We start from the raw sequence: 18,776 nt of genomic DNA on the forward strand, positions 1-18,776 counted from the left end.
GCGAAGGGCATCCGTTAAGGATGCCTTTTTTGTGTGTTAAATTAAAGGGATTTTCTATTCCTTGTTGAATATGTTTAACGTGGAGGAGAATGTGGATGTTCTCTTCAGGAAAGGAGCATATTTTATGATAGAAGAATTCAAGAAGTTTATCATGCGAGGCAATGTGCTGGATATGGCTGTCGGTATCATCATTGGCGCCGCCTTCGGCAAGATTGTCACTTCTTTCGTTAATGATGTCTTGATGCCGCCGATTGGTCTCATTTTGGGGCAAGTGGATTTCTCCAATCTGTTTATCAATCTGTCTGGCAAGCCAGTGGCGACTTTAGCCGAGGCAAAGGCAGCAGGCCTGCCTGTCATCGCCTATGGTTCATTCCTCAATGCGGTCATTGATTTCCTGATTGTGGCCTTTGCTATCTTTTTGATGATTAAGCAGGTCAACCGCCTGGTACCGCAGAAAGAAGAACCGGAAAAGGAACCGCATCTCTGCCCCTATTGCAAGACAGAGATTCCCGAGGATGCTACCAAATGCCCGCATTGCACCTCTGATTTATAAGCGGCATTATGTGGGGATAAAAAAGCGTTGACTCAACGACGAGTCAACGCTTTTTTTATTTGGCAATCAATTTTCCGCCGCCAGGCAGTTTATAGGTTTTGCCACCGAGCGCGGGATTTTCTTTTTTATCGTAGTAGATTTTATGGCCGTTGCTGTTGATGTTGCTGAAGGTGCTGTCTGCATCACTGAAGGTGGTCAGATAGGAGTTGGCAGTGACATCCCAGACGGCGTCTTTAGCCAGGTTCAGGGCTGCTTTGTCGGCGGCATAATCTTCATTGAAGGAACCCGTCCAATGACTGCCGCCTTGCAGGTTCAGCGTTATCTGGCTGATGTTGTTGCCGAGGATTTTGCCCTTCAACTCCTGATTGATGGCATTCATGGTAAAGGTGCCGCCGTTTTTGCCTTCGTTGCCCCAGCGGTCGCTGGCAGCCTGTATCAGTACATCACCGTCCTGGATCAGCTGTGTGCTCTCGAGGTTGGCCGTTGCTGTGGTGTTGGTGATGTAGAACATGGGGCCGTCTGATTTGTTGGTCAGAAGCGAGTTCTTGGCGGTGAACTTTGCCTCGCCTATTCCCGCATCCCCCGAAAAACTCTGGTAGAGCATAATGCCATGCTTGATGTGGCCGGTGAGGCGGGCATTGTTGAGGGTGATAGAGTTCTTGCCCTCGACAACGGCGATTTCACTGCCCATGGCTTCGCCTGTGCTGTTGGTGAGCTGGATATTGCCAGTTGAGTAAATGCAAGGACTGCCTTCACCTGAGGTGACGATTTTTGCGTTTTCAACGATGACATTGCCCTCGCCGCGGTCCGTGGCCAGCGCGCCGCAATGGGCGCCCTCGGTGGTGATTTCCACATCCTTGGCATGAATGGTTCCGCCATAGGTAGCATCAAGTCCGCGCGAGGAATTGTTTTTGGTGTGGATAACAACATGGTTTACGTTGACGACACTTTTCTCGCCGGTGGCAAAGATGGCATTGGCACCGTCAGCATTGGAATCAAGTTTGAGATTTGACAGGGTGGCGATGCTGTTGCTCGACAGGAAGACGGCATTTTGGCCGGAAAAATTGCTGGCGTCGACGTCGCTCGAATCGCCGGTTTTGCTGAGGGTTGAGTTCGTCAGCGTGACAGTGGCTCCGTTGCGGGCCAGGAAGGCGTTCTCATCTGCAGCATTGGCGGCAAGATTTTGGTTGTCAAAGGTGCCTGTCTCATGGTCACTGATGAGCTTTGCCGTGAGTGCCGAGGCATCTTTCTGCTCCATGCCAGGAGCTGGCGGCAAGCCCTGACCCTGTGGCGGTGCGCCTGGTGGCAATTGTCCATCCGGCGGGGCTGGGATAGCACCATCGAGATTGACAGACAAGGGCTGGTTTACGATATCCTGCGCGGAGCAGTTAGCGGCGCTTCCCACGCTGGTTGTTATTGCCAGCGCTAGTATTGCCGCTAGTTTGTGGTATTTTTTGTCATAAGTCCATTTCATAATATCACTCCTTCGGTGCTATCCATGCGTTTTATTCTGAGCTAATTATAAAAGAAAGGAATTAAACCTGTGTGTGTCATTTATTAAACGAAAATTAACCTTTAGCCAGGTTATCCACAGAAAATCAGCGGATAAATCCCTGTTTATGTGCATAAACTAGCCATTAGAGGTGGGAAAGGGGGATTTATCCACAATATCCACAGGATGTTGGAAACAATATGTGGATAAATAACGATAGCGGTGATTTGAGTTTTTGGCTGGTTTGTGCTAGCATAGGGGTTGGTGGCAAAAGATGACATCACGATGGTGAGTTATACTTTTCCGGAATAAATTAAATACGCTTCGGTTGTGAACTGCTTAGATCCTGAGGACTGAGACAGAGAGGACACCCGTGCGACTTCCCGATAATTTTGTTTTGATTATGGGCTTTTTTGCGCGCCTTTCAGGTCTCACTGAGAGGCGCGTTTTTGATTTTCCGGACCATTTTATGCGTTCTTTTGCCTCGGAAAATTTTATATTTTTAAGGAGGTTTTTCTTTTGAAGAAAATCATCAAAGCGTTGGTGGATAACCTGGCACTGCTCGTTATCGGTGTCGGTGTGCTCGGAGCAGTGGCGCCAGGCACGCTTACCTGGGTCGGGCCGTACGTTTCCTGGATGCTGGGCGTGGTCATGTTTGGCATGGGCATGACGCTTAGGGTAGAGGATTTCCGCAATGTGCTAAGGCATCCCTGGCAGGTGGGGCTCGGTGTAGCGGCCCAGTTTCTCATCATGCCATTCGTTGCCTATGGTCTTGTCAAAGCCTTCAATCTGCCGCCAGAATTGGCTGTGGGCGTCATTCTCGTCGGCACCTGTCCGGGGGGAACCGCGTCAAATGTCATCGCCTATCTGGCGAAGGGGGATGTAGCGTTGTCGGTATCCATGACGATGACGACGACGCTGCTGGCACCGATTGTCACGCCGGCACTGACCTGGTTCTTGGCCGATGCCTGGGTAAATGTTTCGTTTATGGCAATGATGATTTCCATTGCCGAGATGGTTCTGGCGCCGGTGCTTTTAGGGCTTGCCATCCATCACTTTGCCGAGCGGCAGGTTGAACGCATCATGCCGGTCATGCCGCTCGTATCGGTGGTTTGCATCGTGCTGCTGGTAGGCTGTGTCGTAGCCTTGTCGGCAGCGAAACTGGTAGAAGTCGGTTTGCTGATGTTCGGCCTTGTCATCCTGCATAACGGTTTTGGCCTGCTGCTCGGCTATGTTATGGCCAATGCCTGCCACTTGGATTCACGCAAGGCACGGACGGTGGCTATCGAGGTGGGCATGCAGAATTCGGGCATGGCCGCCAGCCTGGCCATTATGTACTTCAATCCGGCGGCCGCTATCCCGGGCGCAATTTTCAGCGTCTGGCATAATGTGTCGGGCTCCCTGGTGGCAAATTATTTTGCCCGCAAGGAGGAGAAGGAAGAATTAAAAGCAGTTAATGCGTAATCGTACAAAGAGGGGAAACAGTTATGAAAATCTTACGGACTATCAAGGAAATTCAAGCTTATGCCAAAGAAATGAAAGCAGCAGGTAAGAAAATCGGTTTGGTGCCGACGATGGGCGCCTTGCACGAGGGGCATTTGACGCTGATGCGGCAGGCACGGGAAGCCTGCGATATTGTCATCGCCTCGGTTTTCGTCAATCCGGTACAGTTCGGCCCCAATGAGGACTACGATGCGTATCCGCGCCAGTTTGAGGCGGATTGTGAAAAGCTCGAGTCTGTTCCCGTGGATGCAGTTTTCCATCCGGAGCCGTCGGAGATGTATCCTGAGGGCTTTTCTACCTATGTGACGGTGGATGGCGATATTACCGATAAACTTTGCGGTGCGCGCCGTCCCGGTCATTTCCGCGGGGTGGCAACCGTAGTGACGAAGCTCATAAATCTTTCGCGGGCAGACGAGGCTTTCTTTGGCCAGAAGGATGCCCAGCAGGTTGTCGTTATCCGCCGCTTTGTGGAGGATCTCAATCTCAATGTCCACATCAATATGGTTCCGATTGTCCGCGAGGAAAGCGGCCTGGCCCGCAGTTCGCGCAACCAGTATCTGTCGGCTGAGGAAAAGGAAGCGGCGCTGGTGCTCTCCCGCAGTTTGAAGCGGGCCAAGGAGGCTTATGACCGCGGCGAGCGCGATGTGGAAAAATTGAAGATGGTCGTAAAGAACACACTGAGCGGCGAACCGATGGCGGCAGTCGATTATGTAGACCTCTATTCGTTCCCAGGCCTTACGCCGATGCATACGGTGGCAGAACCGGCCTTGCTGGCTATTGCCGTGAAGATTGGCAAGACCCGTCTGATTGACAACACCATTCTGGGAAAGGAGAGAGCGTGATATGATGCTGAATCTGTTAAAGGGCAAAATCCACTGTGCGACGGTGACGGAGGCGAATCTCCAGTACATGGGCAGTATCACGATTGATGAAGAGCTCATGGAAAAAGCCGGTATCATTCCGAATGAGCGCGTGCAGGTTGTCGACAACAACAATGGGGCACGGCTGGAGACCTATACGATTCCCGGCCCGCGCGGCTCAGGCGTTGTCTGCCTCAATGGAGCGGCGGCACGCTGTGCGCAGGTAGGCGATGTGGTCATCATCATGGCCTATGCGCTCTTTGAGGAAGACGAGGCCAGGGCACATAAGCCTAAGGTCGTTATGGTAGATGAAAAGAATAAAATAAAAGAGGTCCGCCGCGTGGAATACCACGGGCAGACCAACTAAAAGCAAGCTCCACGGGCGCAAGGGATTACGTTCGTGGAGCTTTTGGTTTGAAGCCACTCTCCGCAGCCGCCAGGGGAAGTGCCAACACTACGCTGAGATATTTTCCTAAACGAAATTTTTATCTGTAATTAAGCATCGAAAAAATTCAAAACGCGCTTCGCTTGGACGGTTACATTTTTTCGACGAGTAGCGAAGATAAAAATTTCGTTCTTAACGGAAAATATCAAACGCTTCGTTTATGGCACTTCCCCTGGCGGCTGCTGATATTGAGACGATAATCACAGGATATTCCCTCGAACGCATTGAAGGAATGTGCCAGCTCAAACGCAGGTGCCGCATCGCGCGCCCCTTTTTGGAATTTCCCCCCTCCGCTCATGCCTATAACAAAGCCGAGGAGCAGGAACATACCATAAGCGTAACGTTTGATGGTTTGCGTGAAGAAAAAATTTTTTGTCCTCACTCTCCGTCGAAAATTCGGTACCGTTCAAGCGAAGCGCGTTTAGCGAATTTTCGATGCTTAATTTAAGACAAAAAATTTTTTTAGCAAACCATCTCAGTGAAGCGTTGGTACGTTCCTGCTCCTCGGCGGAGGACAGGCTCGAAGAAGATTTCTCCGTTAAACTTTTATTTATAGAACCTTGGTTGAGAAGATGGTTTTGTATTTGGTGGTGGTTGCTTTTTGCCGCTCCTGCAGGGTTCTGTTTTCGTTATAGAGACAGAAGAGGGTGAGCAGCAGGGCGGCGGCATCGGCGGCGGGGACGGCCAGCCAGACGCCGGCGATGCCCAGCTCGCGGGGCAGGAGCATGAGGAAAATCACGATTCCTGCGAGATTGCGCACAAAGGATAACAGGGCCGAGGTCCTGCCGTTGGATAGGGCCGTGAAAAAGCCGGAGGCGAAGAGATTAAAGCCGACGAGCAGGAAACTCAGCGAGAACAGCAGGAAGCCCGATAAGGTCAGCGTGAATGCAGGTCCGCCATCGGGCAGGAACAGCGCGATAAGCGGAGTGGCGAGCAGGCGGGAGGTGGCAAACGCCAGCAGGCCAAAGGTCGTGATAATTCCCAGGCTGATTTTCAGCAGGCGGGTCAGTTCGCCGTGGTGGCGGGCGCCATAATGATAAGAGAATACTGGGGCCACGCCGTTGGTAAAGCCCATGAGGATAGACGTCAGCAGCATTTCCGCATAAAGGATAACCGAGATAGCGGCAACGCCGTTTTCACCGGCCCAGCGGAACGTGATGATGTTAAACAGGAAAGTCACCACGCCCACGGAAAGCTGGGTGACAAGTTCCGAGGCGCCATTGTTGCAGGCGGCACGAAGAACGGGAAGTTCAGCCTTAAAGGGGCGAAGCCGGAGCGTGCGGCTAAAGCGCGCGAAATAGACAAGGCCGATGATGGCGGCCAGCAGGTCGGCAATACCTGTAGCAAGGGCAGCGCCGCCGATGCCAAGACCACAGACGGCCAGAAAGAGGTAGTCGAGGACGGCATTGGTAATACCGCTGGCTACAGAAACGAGAAAGCCCTGGATGGGGCGGCCGTCGGCAATATAGAAGGCATTAAAGATAACCATCAGCGCGGCCGCCGGGAAGAAGGGAAGCAATACCCCGAGATAGAGGCGGCAGTCGTCAAGCATGGCCGGACTGGCACCGAGAAAAGTCAGGATGGGTGCGAGAAAAAGTCCGGCGGTAAGGGCAAGTGCCAGCGCAATTACGGCACCAACTGCCGTCAGCCAGGCAAAGCGATTGTTGGCGGCGCCCAGCTGGCCTTCTCCGAGATTTTTGGCAACGATGGCCGACCCTCCCGAAGCCAGCATAATGGCAAGACCAAAGACCAGATTGATAACCGGATAGACGATGTTGGAGGCCGCAAGTGCCAGCGAGCCAGCATAGCGGCCGATGAAGATGCCATCCGTCACCGTGTAAAGCGAGATGACGAGCATCATGCCTATCGAGGGCGCGGCGAAGCGCAGCAGCGAAAAAATAGTGAACCGCTGCGCCAGCGGTGTGGAGTTACTATTTTCCATAAATATCTTTCCTTTCTTGTGTTTTCCTTGTATAGTTATCTTAAAGTATACAGTAACTGTAATGTCAAGGGAGGGGACAGCATGAAACGGCGGCTGACATTTCACACGGGGGAATTTGCCAGGATTGTCGGGGTCAACAAGCGCACGCTTCATTATTACGATGAACAGGGAATCTTCAAGCCCGACCATGTGGCGGAAAATGGCTACCGCAGCTACTCATTCCGCCAGTTTTATCCCTTTTATCTCCTGCGCATGCTGCGCGGCATGGGGCTTGAGCTATCGGAAATCAAGGAGTACATGGAGCACCGCAGTCCCGAGCGCTTGGATGAACTGCTGGGGGAGCAGCAGGCGTGGCTGAAACAGGAGCAGGCCAAAATCCGCCGGCAGCTGCGCATTGTGGAAAATCAGCGCCATCTGCTCGAACTGGCCCGGACCGTAATCTGCGGACGGGTGGAGGAATTGGAACTGCCCGCCGCGCGGCTGGTTCTCTCGCGCAATACAAGGCGGCAGGCGGCCGCTGACGATTGGCCTATGGTCGAACAAATCGCAACGGAGCATGAGCGGCAGGTGACCGAGCTTCAAATAAGTGCTGGCCTTGGCGTCGGTGCCATGGTGGCGGCACGGGATTTTTGCCAGCCCGGGCAGGAGGGCATCATCAGCCACTTCTTTACCATCATCAATGGTCCGTACCGCACCGTGGAGCGGGCGTACCGGCACACGCGTCCTGCAGGCACCTATCTCGTCACGTATTTTCAAGGGGATTACGATGATACGGCCAAGGCCTATGCACTGCTGCGGCAGTACATCAAGGAACAGGGCTGTAAGGTTGGGGCGTTTTCCTATGAGGAAAGCATTCTGGAAAACATGAGTATGAGTGATTCGCGTGGCTTTATCACGCGAATTGCCGTGCCGAAAGCAGCGGCTGAATAATTAATGAAATTTTAATAAAAGTTTTAAGAAAATCCTGTTAAAATAGCTCCATTACGCTTATTGGAAAGGGAAAAATTATGCAAATGACAAAGAAAACACGATTGTGGCTGACGGTATTTTTAGGCATCATGTCAGCGATGGCACCGCTGTCGACGGATATGTACCTGCCGGCATTGCCGACGGTACAGCTGGACTTGGGGATTTCGGCTTCGCTGGCACAGCTGACACTCACCATGACGATTATCGGTATGGCTCTTGGCCAGATTTTTACGGGACCGCTCAGTGACCGCTATGGGCGCAAAGGACCGCTGTTCATCGGCATGCTGTTGTTTATCGTATCGACGGCGGGCTGTGTGTTTGCGCAGGATATCGGGCTGTTCCTGGCCTTCCGCTTTTTGGCCGGTTTTGCCGGGGCCAGTGGAATCGTCATCGCGCGGGCCATTGCGCGTGATGTCTGTGAGGGCGCGGAGCTTACGCGCTTTTTCGCCCTGCTGATGATGGTCAACGGCCTGGCGCCGATTCTCGCGCCGGTGCTCGGCGGCCAGATTCTGCTCTTTACGAGCTGGCGCGGCGTCTTTGTCGTGCTGGTAATTGTCGGCATCCTGCAGGCCCTCGCGACGCTCATTTATAAGGAAACTTTGCCGCAGGACCAGCGGCTGCAAAATCTGGGGGAATCCTTCCGGAAATATCCGCAGCTTTTGAAAGACCGTTATTTTCTGGGACACTGCCTGCTTCAGTGTTTCATTTTCGGCGCGTTCTTTGCCTATCTGGCAGGTTCCTCGTTTGTCTTCCAGAATATCTATCAGGTATCGCCACAGATGTTCAGCCTGATTTTCGGCTTCATTGGAACTGGCTTGATGCTTGCAGGCATGCTGCCAGCGCGGCTGGCCGGACGGGTGTCGGATGTGCTTTTGTTAAAATGGTCGATTCTGATTCCGCTTATCGGCGCGGTCTTCCTGCTGGCAGGCTTCTGCCTTGAGGCACCGATGGCCTATACGGTGGCGGTGCTCTTCGTTACGGTAGTTCCGCTGTCGGTCATGGGCGCCGCGAGCTTTTCGCTGGCCCTTTCGCGGCAGGGGAAAAATGCTGGCAGTGCCAGTGCACTTATCGGCTTCTTTTCGATGATACTCGGGGCATGCATGATGCCGGTAGTCGGCATCATGGGTGACCATACGGCCATCCCGATGGCAGTGATTATGGTTGGCGGCTATGCCTTGGGCGTTATTTGTTTCTATACGATGATTGCTCCGGAGCATCGGGCGGAGTAAAATAAGGGCAGAGGGAATCTTATTTTGGCAGGAGCTTGGATAGGAGGAGATTCTGATGGCAGTTTTGGCAGCGATGGCGGTGCCGCATCCGCCGCTTATCATCCCCGAAGTTGGTCATGGCGAAGAGCAGCAGATAGCGCCGACGATTGCGGCTTATCAGCGGGTCATGGAGCGGGCGGCGGCCCTGCGGCCCGATACGGTGGTTGTGCTGAGCCCGCATACAGTTATGTATGCGGACTATTTCCATCTGTCGCCGGGAACTGGCGCAGCTGGTTCCTTTGCCGCCTTCCGCGCGCCGCAGGTCAGGGTCGAAACGGCCTACGATACTGAGTTTACGGAAGCTTTGGCCAGGCGCTGTCAGGCAGAAGACTTCCCAGCGGGAACGCTGGGCGAAAAGAATCCGGAGCTTGACCATGGCACGATGATACCGCTGTACTTCCTGCACCAGCATTTGCGAGGTGTTCCCATCGTGCGGATTGGCCTGTCGGGCCTGCCTGCGCGGGAGCATTACCGCCTCGGCCAGCATATTGCCGCCGTTGCGGAGGAACTTGGCCGCCGCGTGCTCATCGTCGCCAGTGGGGACTTGTCTCATAAATTAAAGGAAGACGGCCCCTATGGCTTTGCGGCTGAAGGTCCGGTCTTTGATGCGCAGATGCAGGAAGTTTTCCAAAGCGGCGATTTCCTGCGCTTGCTTTTGACTCCGGCAGACCTTGCCAACGGGGCAGCCGAATGCGGCCTGCGGTCGTTTTGGATTATGGCGGGCGCGCTAGATGGCCGCGCGGTAAAATCCGAACTGCTTTCGTATCAGGGGACCTTTGGCGTCGGCTATGGCGTGGGCTGGTTCCTGCCGGGCGCGCCCGACGCGGCGCGGCACATCGGCCAGCAGCTGGCACAATGCGAGCAGGAGGCGATGCAGGCGATTCGGCAACGGGAGGATGCTTTGGTGAAGCTGGCGCGGCTAAGCCTTGAGACTTTTGTGCGCACCCATCAATTGGCCAAGCTTCCGCCGGATTTGCCCGCGGCGCTGCAGGAAATGCGGCGGGGCGCTTTTGTTTCCATCAAAAAGGATGGCAGTCTGCGCGGCTGCATTGGCACCATCCAGCCTGTCCGCCAGAATCTGGCCGAAGAAATCCTCTACAATGCCGTTTCGGCAGGAACACGGGACCCGCGCTTTTCGCCAGTAGCGCCTGAAGAGCTGGATCGGCTGGTCTATGATGTCGATGTGCTGACGGAGCCGGAGCCAATCGATTCTCCCGCGCAGCTTGACACCAAGCGCTATGGAGTCATCGTTCAAAGCGGTGACCGCCGCGGCCTGCTGCTGCCGGATTTGCCCGGCGTGGACAGTGTCAGCGAGCAGCTTGCAATAGCGCGCCGCAAGGGAAATATCGGCGAACGCGAAGCCTGTAAGCTTTGGCGGTTTGAAGTCGAACGCCATCTTTGAACCGATAAATACAAGATACATTTATCCAATAAAGTATAAAAAAATAGAATGCCTCCCAAGCAGGAATGAGCTGCTTAGGAGGCGAAATAGAAAGGACCTGGAATAATCCAGGTCCTTCTTGGTATGTAAATTGTTTAGGAGAGCGAGGAAGCAGCGGCAGGCTTTCCTTCGAGTCTGCCTTTGAGGTCGTGGTCGGTCATCGCGCATACCGATGCGTCGGACCAGACATTTTCGGCCGTTTCAATCATATCGATAATCGTATAAATCGGCAGGATAATGCCCATGAGGCCGATTGGGGCGCCGATGGAACTCATCAGCGACAGCGTCAGGAAGTAGCAGCCCATCGGGACACCGGCATTGCCGACTGCAGCGAGGACCGCGATAAACAACCAGGAAATCATCGTGCCCAGCGTCAGCTCAAAGCCTGCATTCTGCATGACAAACAGCGACGTGACGAGAATGAAAGCGGCGCAGCCGTTCATGTTGATAGTCGTGCAGATTGGCAGGACAAAGCGGGAAACACGCGTATCCGCCTTGAGATTCTGTTCGGCCGAGGCCAGCGTGACTGGCAGAGTGCCAGCAGAGCTCTTGGTAAAGAGCGCAACGGCGACCGCAGGGCTCATCTTCTTGAACACGTCAAGCGGATTGAGACCGCGCACGAGCAGGAACAGCGGCAGGATTACGAAGAACTGGATGGCATTTCCGCCGATGACAACGGCAACGTATTTGCCGAGGGCGCCGACGATGACACCAGCCTGAATCTGAGCTGCGAGCTGGCCGGCAAAAGCCAGGATGCCCAGCGGCAGTGCCCAGAGGATGGCTTTGATAAGCGTGAACAGCAATTCCTGGACGCCATAAAGTCCTTTGATGAGAACTTCGCGGTTTTCCGTTTTCGGCATAAAGGCAAGTGCCAGACCGACAGAGGCGGCAATCAGCATAACCGACAGAACATTGCCCGCCAGGAACGGCTGCAGCAGATTGTTCGGGATAACCGAAATGATATGGTCATAATAGGAGAGGGAACCGACTTTATCCAGTGGAACGGATGCGGTACCGGCTCCCACTACTTCAGCCGGGAGATTGCCTGGCGCAATCAGCAGATAGAGCACCAGGCCGACGGCGGCGGCCGAAATCGTCGTGAGCAGCGTGTAGGTCACGGCGTGGGCGAAAATCGTCTTGGTCTCCTTTTTCCCGCCCAGGGACGAAAGGGTCGTGATGACAGCCAGGGCGATGGTCGGTACGGCAATAAACTGGAAAAGCCGCGTAAATACGGTCGCGATGAAGTTGAATAACTCGTTGAGGGCGGCGATGCCGAGCGAGCCGAGGATACCGCCGAGGATAAGGGCGCTGAACCAGAGAATCATCTGCTGGCGGCTGGCGCCGGGGTTATGCTGGCGCAAAGCTTCATCACGCGCCGCTTGGACGCGGTCATGTTTCGAATCGGTCATAAAAGATACCTTCTTTCTTGCGGTTAACTTACATGAAAAACTTTTTTAACAAAGCATACATGTTTAATATGTTTACATTATATCGGGCAAATTGCGATATGTCAATAGGTAAATGTTAAAAAAATAATAAGCTCGACAAAAGAATAGGACACATGACCTGATTTTTATAAGAAAAATCTATGACCTATATAGGAAAAAATAATTAGTATACATTCTTGGTTGATGGTAGAATCTAGAAGGTGTGTAGATGTAATGTTAGGGATTTAAAAATAGGAGGAATCGATTATGGGTTTTGATCAACTTAAAGTAGCCTATAAGTTATTGCTGATTGTAGCCATAGCCGCAATTGCGATGATTGGCATTAGTGTTACCGGATACCGGTCGCTCAGCAATGCCGATAATGAAATGAAGAGCATGTATGACCATGAGATGCAGGGCGTACAGAAGCTAGGAACGGCCGTGGAATTCAGCCGTGTCATGATGGTAAAGACCCTGCAGGCCGTAACGCTGCAGGATAATCCGGAGCGCCTTAAAAAAGTCGTGGGCCAGAAAAAGGAAGCTGAGGAAAACGTCGAGAAGTCGATCGCCGAATACAAAGCGGCGGTCAAGGGGATGCCGATTGAAGACACCTCCGACATCGATGCGCAGTGGGCCAACTATAAAAAGATCATGGATCATACCGTAGATCTTGCCAACCAGGGGAAACATGCCGAGGCATTGACCTACTACGAAAAAGAAGGTTCGCCGGCAACCCGTGGCTTGCGCGATGCGTTCCATAACCAGCAGAAGAAAGTCAACGAACAGGCTGAGGCCAATGAACAGGCCAGCCGTGATGCCAACAGTGCGGCGGCCATGATGATTATGGTGGTTACGCTGGTGGCTCTCTTGGTACAGGCTGGTGCCAGCCTCATGACGGCACGCAACATCACTAATGCCCTCGACGCTATGCGGGCTGTTTGCGAAAAACTCCGCGATGGCGATTTCCGTGGTACGGCACTTTCCCTTAACCGTGGCGATGAGTTCGGGCATCTGTCCCGGGTTCTTTCCGACATGCAGCAGAAACTCGGCAACTATATGAAGGGCATCAGCAATGCCATTAAAGATATCAGCTCATCGTCGGGCAACCTGAAAGAGGCGTCCATGCAGTCGGCGCAGGCAGCCGTACAGTCGGCAGAATCGGTCGGCGAGGCTGCTCACCTGGTCATCGAGCAGGAGAGCAAGATTAAGGAAAGCCAGGACCTCCTGATGAAGGTCAACGATTCGATTCAGACGATGCGTGCTCATGCCAATGACGTAACGACGAATTCCATGACGGCTGCCGATGAGGCCAAACAGGGCAACAAGGCACTGGAGACCTCCGTCCGGGAAATCCGCGATGTCGAAGCAACGGTCAGCAGCACGGCCGAGATGGTAAGCCGTCTGGGCAACCGCTCCGAGGAAATCGGCGCTATCGTCGATACGATTTCGGAGATTGCCAGCCAGACGAACCTGCTGGCACTCAATGCGGCCATCGAGGCAGCCCGTGCCGGTGAGCAGGGCCGCGGCTTCTCCGTCGTTGCGGAGGAAGTCCGCAAACTGGCGGAACAGTCCGAGGAGGCAGCACAGAAGATTGCCGAGCTCATCAATGCCATGCAGCAGGATACGTCTGAAGCCGTTGATTCCATGAAACAGGGCTGCGATGCCGTTGTATCTGGTGCGAAATCGGTCGAGGAACTTCAGGCCGTATTCAACCGCATCCATGACCTGGTACAGGATGGTGCTGAGAAGACCAAAGAGATGGATGAAGCAATCCGTCTCGTCAATGAGGATGCCCAGAATATCGCTAACTCGGTTTCCGAGATCAGCAGCAAGGGCCAGGTAGTTTCCGAGCATATGGAATCTGTATCGGCAGCAACCGAAGAGCAGTCGGCTTCTTCGGAGGAAATCGCTTCTGCCAGCGATTCGCTTTCACATATGGCAGCAGAGCAGGAGCAGGCACTCAGACAGTTCAAGTTCTGATAAAGTTCATATACCCCAACAAGGCCATGCGAAAAGAGCATGGCCTTGTTATTATTTTTACTTTGACCTATTGACTTTTTGTCTATTTGATTTATAATAAGAGATGAAAAGAGGGAAACCTCCAGAGATAAATCAATACCATGAGCTGTTGAAACTTATGGCGCAGTTTTGAAAGGGGCGACAGTTATGTTTGGTTTAGTTCCATTTGGTGCAAGAAACAATCTCGCAAAGAGCAGTGAGCGTCCACAGTCGATTTGGGATGTATTCGATGAACCATTTTTCAAGGATGATTTCTTCCCGGCTATGAACAATTGGAATGGCGCTGGCAGCATGCGCGTCGATGTCAAGGATAACGGGAACAGTTACGAGCTTACGGCCGACTTGCCGGGGATGGCAAAGGAAGATATTCACCTGAGCTATCAGAACAGCTATCTGACCATTTCGGCCCAGAAAGATGAGTCGAAGGAAGAAAAGGACGATGCGGGTAACTATATCCGGCGTGAGCGCCGCTCCGGTTCGATGAGCCGTTCGTTCTATATCGACAATATTGACGAGGCCCGCGTCACGGCAGAATTCAAGGACGGTGTCCTGCATGTGAATATGCCGAAGGCCGCGGAGGTTCAGCACTCGACCGAGATTGAGATAAAATAAGCCTTCTAAATAATTCCCTAAACATAAATTCACAGTGAAAAACCGGCTGGTTATACCAGCCGGTTTTTCATTGTGAATTTATGGAATTTGTTTGCTGACGCCCGGACCGTCCTGTGAGACCGATACTTTGGTATCGGCGAAGGTGCGCATGTCGTTTAACATGTGCAGGGCGGCTTCGGTGATGTTTAAGCCGATAGAAGCAATAATGCCGCCGGGCAGCGTGATGTCAGCCTGCAGCAGTGCCGGCTGAACGTGGAGAATATAGGGACGGACTTCCGGGCATAAGAGCTCGGTGTAGCGGGCGATGATTTCCGTGGCTTCGTCGTCAAGCAGGATGAAGCTGCTGTTGTGAGCCGCGGCGATAATCGCACCGATGATGGCACCAATGGCAGGCCGATAGGCTTCGGGCGCCTTTTGCAGGAACTCGTCGGCCTCGTAGCGCAGACTGCCGTCTGGATTCAATAGCGTAGTCGCAAATTCCGTAGCGGCTGTTCCAAAGGGGGCATCTTCGTCGAGTTCCGTCAGTGCCAGACCCAGGAGCGGGTAGGTAAGCGACAGGTACTCGGACTGTTCGCGGCCAAAGTCGAAAGCCGCGGTGGGCGGCAGGCCGTCGCGCAGGTGAGCCATCGTGACATCGGCACCGGCGTGCTGGGCAAACGCCGCGGTGAGCTGGGCCTGCAGGGAATTGGTCTGGCGACCGGTAAAGACCAGCAGGGCCCGTTCCATGCCGCATTCGGGCAGGTCGTTGCCAATGACGCCGGCAATTTCGGCGGCAATCTGTTCCAGATAGCCGAGGCTGTCGAGAGGCTTGGCCAGATTGTCAATGCGGTGCTGGCAGTTGTGCAGGGACTCATAGTCGAGGTCCTGCATCGTGCGCAGGTAGAAATCAAAGGTTTTATCGGTAATCTTGGGGATGGTATAGCGCATGAATTCCTGATGGAAGGGCGTTTCGACAGGTTCCTGCGGGAGCTTGTCGAGGACATCCCAGGCCGATAATACTGCCTCCAGCATCGTGACGAGCAGACTGGAACCACAGGCTTCGCCGAGTTTTAAATCCAGATTCATCAGTGGCATAAGGCCGAGCTTTTCCAGTGCGAATTGGTGGGAGTTCTCCGCGCTGAGGTGCGAAGGAATCACATAGCTGATGGATTCCGGGGCGATGGCTTGGGCGATAAGGGCGGCGGCGCTCGTATTGGCGCCGTCAAGGATTACTGTGCCATGGCGGGCAGCGGCCCCGAGGATGATGCCCGCAATCGTACCGAATTCAAAGCCGCCAACCTTGGTCAGGACATCCAGGCCGTCATTGCCATCGGGCTGGTTGGTTTCGAGGGCCTGCTTAACAATTTGAATCTTTTTTTGCATCCGTTCGTCGGAGATATTGGTTCCGCGGCCGGTAGTCTCCACAGCTGTTCGGCCGCAGCAGGCGGCAACGATAGCGGCACTGACGGTGGTGTTGGCAATGCCCATTTCGCCCGGCAGGATGCAGTCAAATCCCTTATCCATGAGCTGGTTGGCAATTTCGATGCCCGTCTCAATGGCTAAAACCGCCTGCTGACGCGTCATGGCGGGGCCCTGGGCTATATTGGACGTGCCGTCGGCAATGTGGCAGTCGATGAGTCCCGGAATATCCTGCGCGTTGGCGGCGATGCCGATATCGACGACGAGCAGCTCAGAGTCGCAGTATTTGGCAAAGGCGTTGGCGGCTGCTCCCTGGCTGATGAGATAGTTGCGGACCATTTGCAGGGTGGTTTCGGGCGGATAAGCGCTGACGCCTTCCTCAGCCACGCCGTGGTCGCCGCAGCAGATGACGGTGCATTTTTCCGGTGACTCCGGATGACGCTTACCGGTTATCGCGAGATAGCGCAGGAGCAGGCCGCGGAGACCGCCGAGGGTGATGTCATCGTCTTCCATGACCTGATTGAGGCGTTTGGCAGTCACCTGAGGGATTTCCCGGTTGGGCGGCTCGATGATGGCAATGGTTTGTTCCAGCAGACTCATCCGATTTGCGCCTCCTTTGGCACTTGTTTCAGTGACAGACCGATGCGGTTGCGTTTTTCGTCGATGCTGATGACCATGACGTTCAGCACGTCGCCGATGGACAGCACATCCAGCGGGTGTTTGACGCGTTTTTTGGACAGTTCGGAGATGTGGATGAGGCCGTCCTGATGCAGGCCGATGTCCACAAAGGCGCCGAAGTCCGTGATGTTGCGGACGGTGCCGCGCATAATCGTGCCCGGTTTGATGTCGCTGAGCTTGACAATCGCCTGGCGGGTCAGCGGTGCGGGCAGGTCCTCACGCGGGTCGCGGCCCGGTTTTACCAGCGCATCGAGGATATCCTTGACCGTCGGCTCACCGGCGTCGAGGTCTTTGGCCAGCTTCGCGATATCGACCAGTTTGCTCTTGGCGGCCAGCATGGCGAGCTGATTCTTGTCAGACAGGTCTTGGAGGTCAAAGCCGAGTTTAGCGAGAATGGCTTCGGCCAGCTTATAGGATTCCGGATGAACCGGCGTGTTATCGAGCGGCGATTTGGCACCGGCAATGCGCAGGAAGCCTGCACACTGGGTAAAGGCGGCTGGGCCCAGACGGGGGACTTTGAGCAGCTGGCGGCGGCTCGCAAAGGTGCCATTTTCGTTGCGGTAGGCCACGATGTTATTGGCAATGGTGCCGTTGATGCCTGCGATATGTTTCAACAGTGCCGCCGAAGCTGTATTGAGGTCGACGCCGACATGGTTGACGGCACTTTCGATGGTGGCATCAAGGGTCTGGGAAAGCTCTTTCTGGTTGACATCGTGCTGGTACTGGCCGACGCCGATAGCTTTCGGGTCGATTTTTACGAGCTCGGCCAGCGGGTCCTGTACCCGGCGGGCGATGGAGACGGCGCCGCGGATGACAACGTCGTATTCCGGCAGTTCTTCCTTGGCCAGTGCCGATGCCGAGTATACGGAGGCACCAGCCTCGTTGGCGATGATGTAATGAACATCGGTAAGGTCGTTTTCGCGGATGAGTTCGGCGGTGAACTGCTCCGTCTCATAGGAGGCTGTGCCGTTGCCGATGGAAATCAGCGTGACGTGATTTTTCCGGATGGATGCCAGTACCGTCTTGGCGGCCGCTTCCTTGGCGCGGTCGCTCTGGGTAATTTGCAGGACGCCGTGGTCAAGAACCTGTCCCGTGGCATCGACAACGGCCATCTTGCAGCCGTTGCGGTAGCCAGGGTCGAGGCCCATGACCGTATGGCCGGCCAGCGGTGCCTGCAGCAGCAGCTGGCGCAGATTTACGCCGAAGACCTTGATGGCCTGCGCTTCGGCGTCTTCGGTGAGCTGCGAGCGGATTTCGCGTTCGAGGGCTGGCAGCAGCAGGCGTTTGTAGCCGTCTTCGATGGCGGCGCGCAGGCAGTCGTCAAAGATGGATGGCTGGCGGTGGATTTCGTTATAGATGCGGCGGCAGTTCTCCTCGTGGTCGATTTCGAGTTTTACCTTGAGGGCGCCTTTTTTCTCGCCGCGGTTGATGGCCAGAATGCGGTGGGAAGGAAGCGTATGAACCGGTTCGCGGTATTCGGCATACATTTCGAGAACCTGCTTGTCCTCCTCGGCGGCGTCATCGCAACGGCTCGTGGTGAGGACGGCCATGTTCCAAAGCCGGGAGCGCATTTTCTTGCGCAGGGCGGCGTCCTCCATGATGGTTTCGGCAACGATGTCCATGGCACCGGCCAGGGCATCTTCAGCCGTTTCGACTCCTTTTTTGGCATCGATGAATTTGGCAGCTTCCTCAAGTGCCGAGCCCTTTGTCTGGGCCTGCAGCATCATGGCATTGGCGAGCGGTTCTAATCCGCGTTCGCGGGCCATCATCGCGCGCGTGCGTTTTTTCTGTTTATAAGGAAGGTAAAGGTCCTCGAGCTCCTGCAGTTTGGTGGTTTTCTCGATGGCCGTGCGGAGTTCATCGGTCAGTTTGCCCTGCTCCTCAATCTTGCCGAGGATTTCCTCCTGGCGCTTTACGAGATTGCGCAGGTAGGAGAGACGCTCCTCGAGCTGGCGCAGCTGTTCATCTTCAAGGGAGCCCGTAGCCTCCTTGCGGTAACGGGCAATGAACGGAACCGTATTGCCATCGTCGAGCAGCTCAATCGCCGCCGCCACCTGTTTCGGGCGGACGTTCAGTTCCTTGGCGATAATCGTTTCAATATCTTTTATAAGCATAAAATGCACCATCTTTCTTGCAGTTTCGTTTTTCATTATACCACAGATATTCGTC

The 18,776-nt window shown here is 54.3% G+C and carries 14 protein-coding genes; 9 read left to right on the forward strand and 5 right to left on the reverse strand.

All coding sequences use genetic code 11. The annotated features are described in order from the left end of the window. The first annotated feature begins 124 nt into the window (after window positions 1-124). Window positions 125-553 carry a large conductance mechanosensitive channel protein MscL gene (gene mscL, locus FZ040_RS11415; protein WP_149172101.1) on the forward strand — a complete coding sequence of 143 codons (429 nt, stop codon included), beginning with the start codon at window positions 125-127 and terminating at the stop codon, window positions 551-553. Window positions 554-608: 55 nt separating this feature from the next. On the opposite strand, the gene FZ040_RS11420 is transcribed toward mscL, so the two are convergent. Continuing rightward, entirely contained in the window at window positions 609-2,027 is a 1,419-nt protein-coding gene (locus FZ040_RS11420) for a hypothetical protein (RefSeq protein ID WP_149172102.1), read from the reverse strand. A gap of 537 nt (window positions 2,028-2,564) precedes the next feature. Here FZ040_RS11420 and FZ040_RS11425 point away from each other — a divergent pair. The 3 genes from FZ040_RS11425 to panD are packed head-to-tail and all read left to right on the forward strand — an operon-like array spanning window position 2,565 to window position 4,775. Continuing rightward, entirely contained in the window at window positions 2,565-3,509 is a 945-nt protein-coding gene (locus FZ040_RS11425) for a bile acid:sodium symporter family protein (RefSeq protein ID WP_149172103.1), read from the forward strand. 23 nt (window positions 3,510-3,532) lie between these two features. Next, complete coding sequence (gene panC, locus FZ040_RS11430) at window positions 3,533-4,390, forward strand: pantoate--beta-alanine ligase (protein ID WP_149172104.1); 858 nt, start codon at window positions 3,533-3,535, stop codon at window positions 4,388-4,390. A gap of 1 nt (window position 4,391) precedes the next feature. Continuing rightward, window positions 4,392-4,775 (forward strand): aspartate 1-decarboxylase, encoded by a 384-nt coding sequence (gene panD / locus FZ040_RS11435; RefSeq protein ID WP_149172105.1) that lies wholly within the window; start codon window positions 4,392-4,394, stop codon window positions 4,773-4,775. 628 nt (window positions 4,776-5,403) lie between these two features. Here panD and FZ040_RS11440 read toward each other — a convergent pair. Beyond that, complete coding sequence (locus tag FZ040_RS11440; protein WP_149172106.1) at window positions 5,404-6,795, reverse strand: MATE family efflux transporter; 1,392 nt, start codon at window positions 6,793-6,795, stop codon at window positions 5,404-5,406. Window positions 6,796-6,876: 81 nt separating this feature from the next. On the opposite strand from FZ040_RS11440, the gene FZ040_RS11445 reads away from it, so the two are divergent. From FZ040_RS11445 to amrA, 3 genes are all read left to right on the forward strand, one after another. Next, window positions 6,877-7,725 carry a MerR family transcriptional regulator gene (locus FZ040_RS11445; RefSeq protein WP_149172107.1) on the forward strand — a complete coding sequence of 283 codons (849 nt, stop codon included), beginning with the start codon at window positions 6,877-6,879 and terminating at the stop codon, window positions 7,723-7,725. A 77-nt stretch (window positions 7,726-7,802) separates the two neighbouring features. Beyond that, window positions 7,803-8,993 (forward strand): multidrug effflux MFS transporter, encoded by a 1,191-nt coding sequence (locus tag FZ040_RS11450; protein WP_187620316.1) that lies wholly within the window; start codon window positions 7,803-7,805, stop codon window positions 8,991-8,993. A gap of 55 nt (window positions 8,994-9,048) precedes the next feature. Next, window positions 9,049-10,434: an AmmeMemoRadiSam system protein A gene (gene amrA, locus FZ040_RS11455; RefSeq protein ID WP_149172109.1), complete on the forward strand. Its 1,386-nt coding sequence runs from the start codon at window positions 9,049-9,051 to the stop codon at window positions 10,432-10,434. Between the two features lie 134 nt (window positions 10,435-10,568). Here amrA and FZ040_RS11460 read toward each other — a convergent pair whose 3' ends face one another. Next, on the reverse strand, window positions 10,569-11,882 hold the full coding sequence (locus tag FZ040_RS11460) for a dicarboxylate/amino acid:cation symporter (RefSeq protein WP_149172110.1): 1,314 nt from the start codon (window positions 11,880-11,882) through the stop codon (window positions 10,569-10,571). A gap of 285 nt (window positions 11,883-12,167) precedes the next feature. On the opposite strand from FZ040_RS11460, the gene FZ040_RS11465 reads away from it, so the two are divergent. Both FZ040_RS11465 and FZ040_RS11470 read left to right on the forward strand, forming a co-directional pair. Continuing rightward, a complete protein-coding gene (locus FZ040_RS11465; protein ID WP_149172111.1) occupies window positions 12,168-13,880 on the forward strand; it encodes a methyl-accepting chemotaxis protein in 1,713 nt (570 codons plus the stop codon). Window positions 13,881-14,066: 186 nt separating this feature from the next. Next, window positions 14,067-14,531, forward strand: a complete 465-nt coding sequence (locus tag FZ040_RS11470) for an Hsp20/alpha crystallin family protein (protein WP_149172112.1) — start codon at window positions 14,067-14,069, stop codon at window positions 14,529-14,531. A gap of 78 nt (window positions 14,532-14,609) precedes the next feature. Here FZ040_RS11470 and cobT read toward each other — a convergent pair whose 3' ends face one another. Both cobT and FZ040_RS11480 read right to left on the reverse strand, forming a co-directional pair. Continuing rightward, on the reverse strand, window positions 14,610-16,529 hold the full coding sequence (cobT, locus tag FZ040_RS11475) for a nicotinate-nucleotide--dimethylbenzimidazole phosphoribosyltransferase (RefSeq protein ID WP_149172113.1): 1,920 nt from the start codon (window positions 16,527-16,529) through the stop codon (window positions 14,610-14,612). Beyond that, window positions 16,526-18,721, reverse strand: a complete 2,196-nt coding sequence (locus FZ040_RS11480; protein WP_149172114.1) for a Tex family protein — start codon at window positions 18,719-18,721, stop codon at window positions 16,526-16,528. Before FZ040_RS11480 ends, cobT begins: the two co-directional genes overlap by 4 nt. Window positions 18,722-18,776 lie beyond the last annotated feature (55 nt).

It is taken from the genome of Pseudoselenomonas ruminis (assembly GCF_008271295.1).
GTDB lineage: Bacteria > Bacillota > Negativicutes > Selenomonadales > Selenomonadaceae > Selenomonas_A > Selenomonas_A ruminis.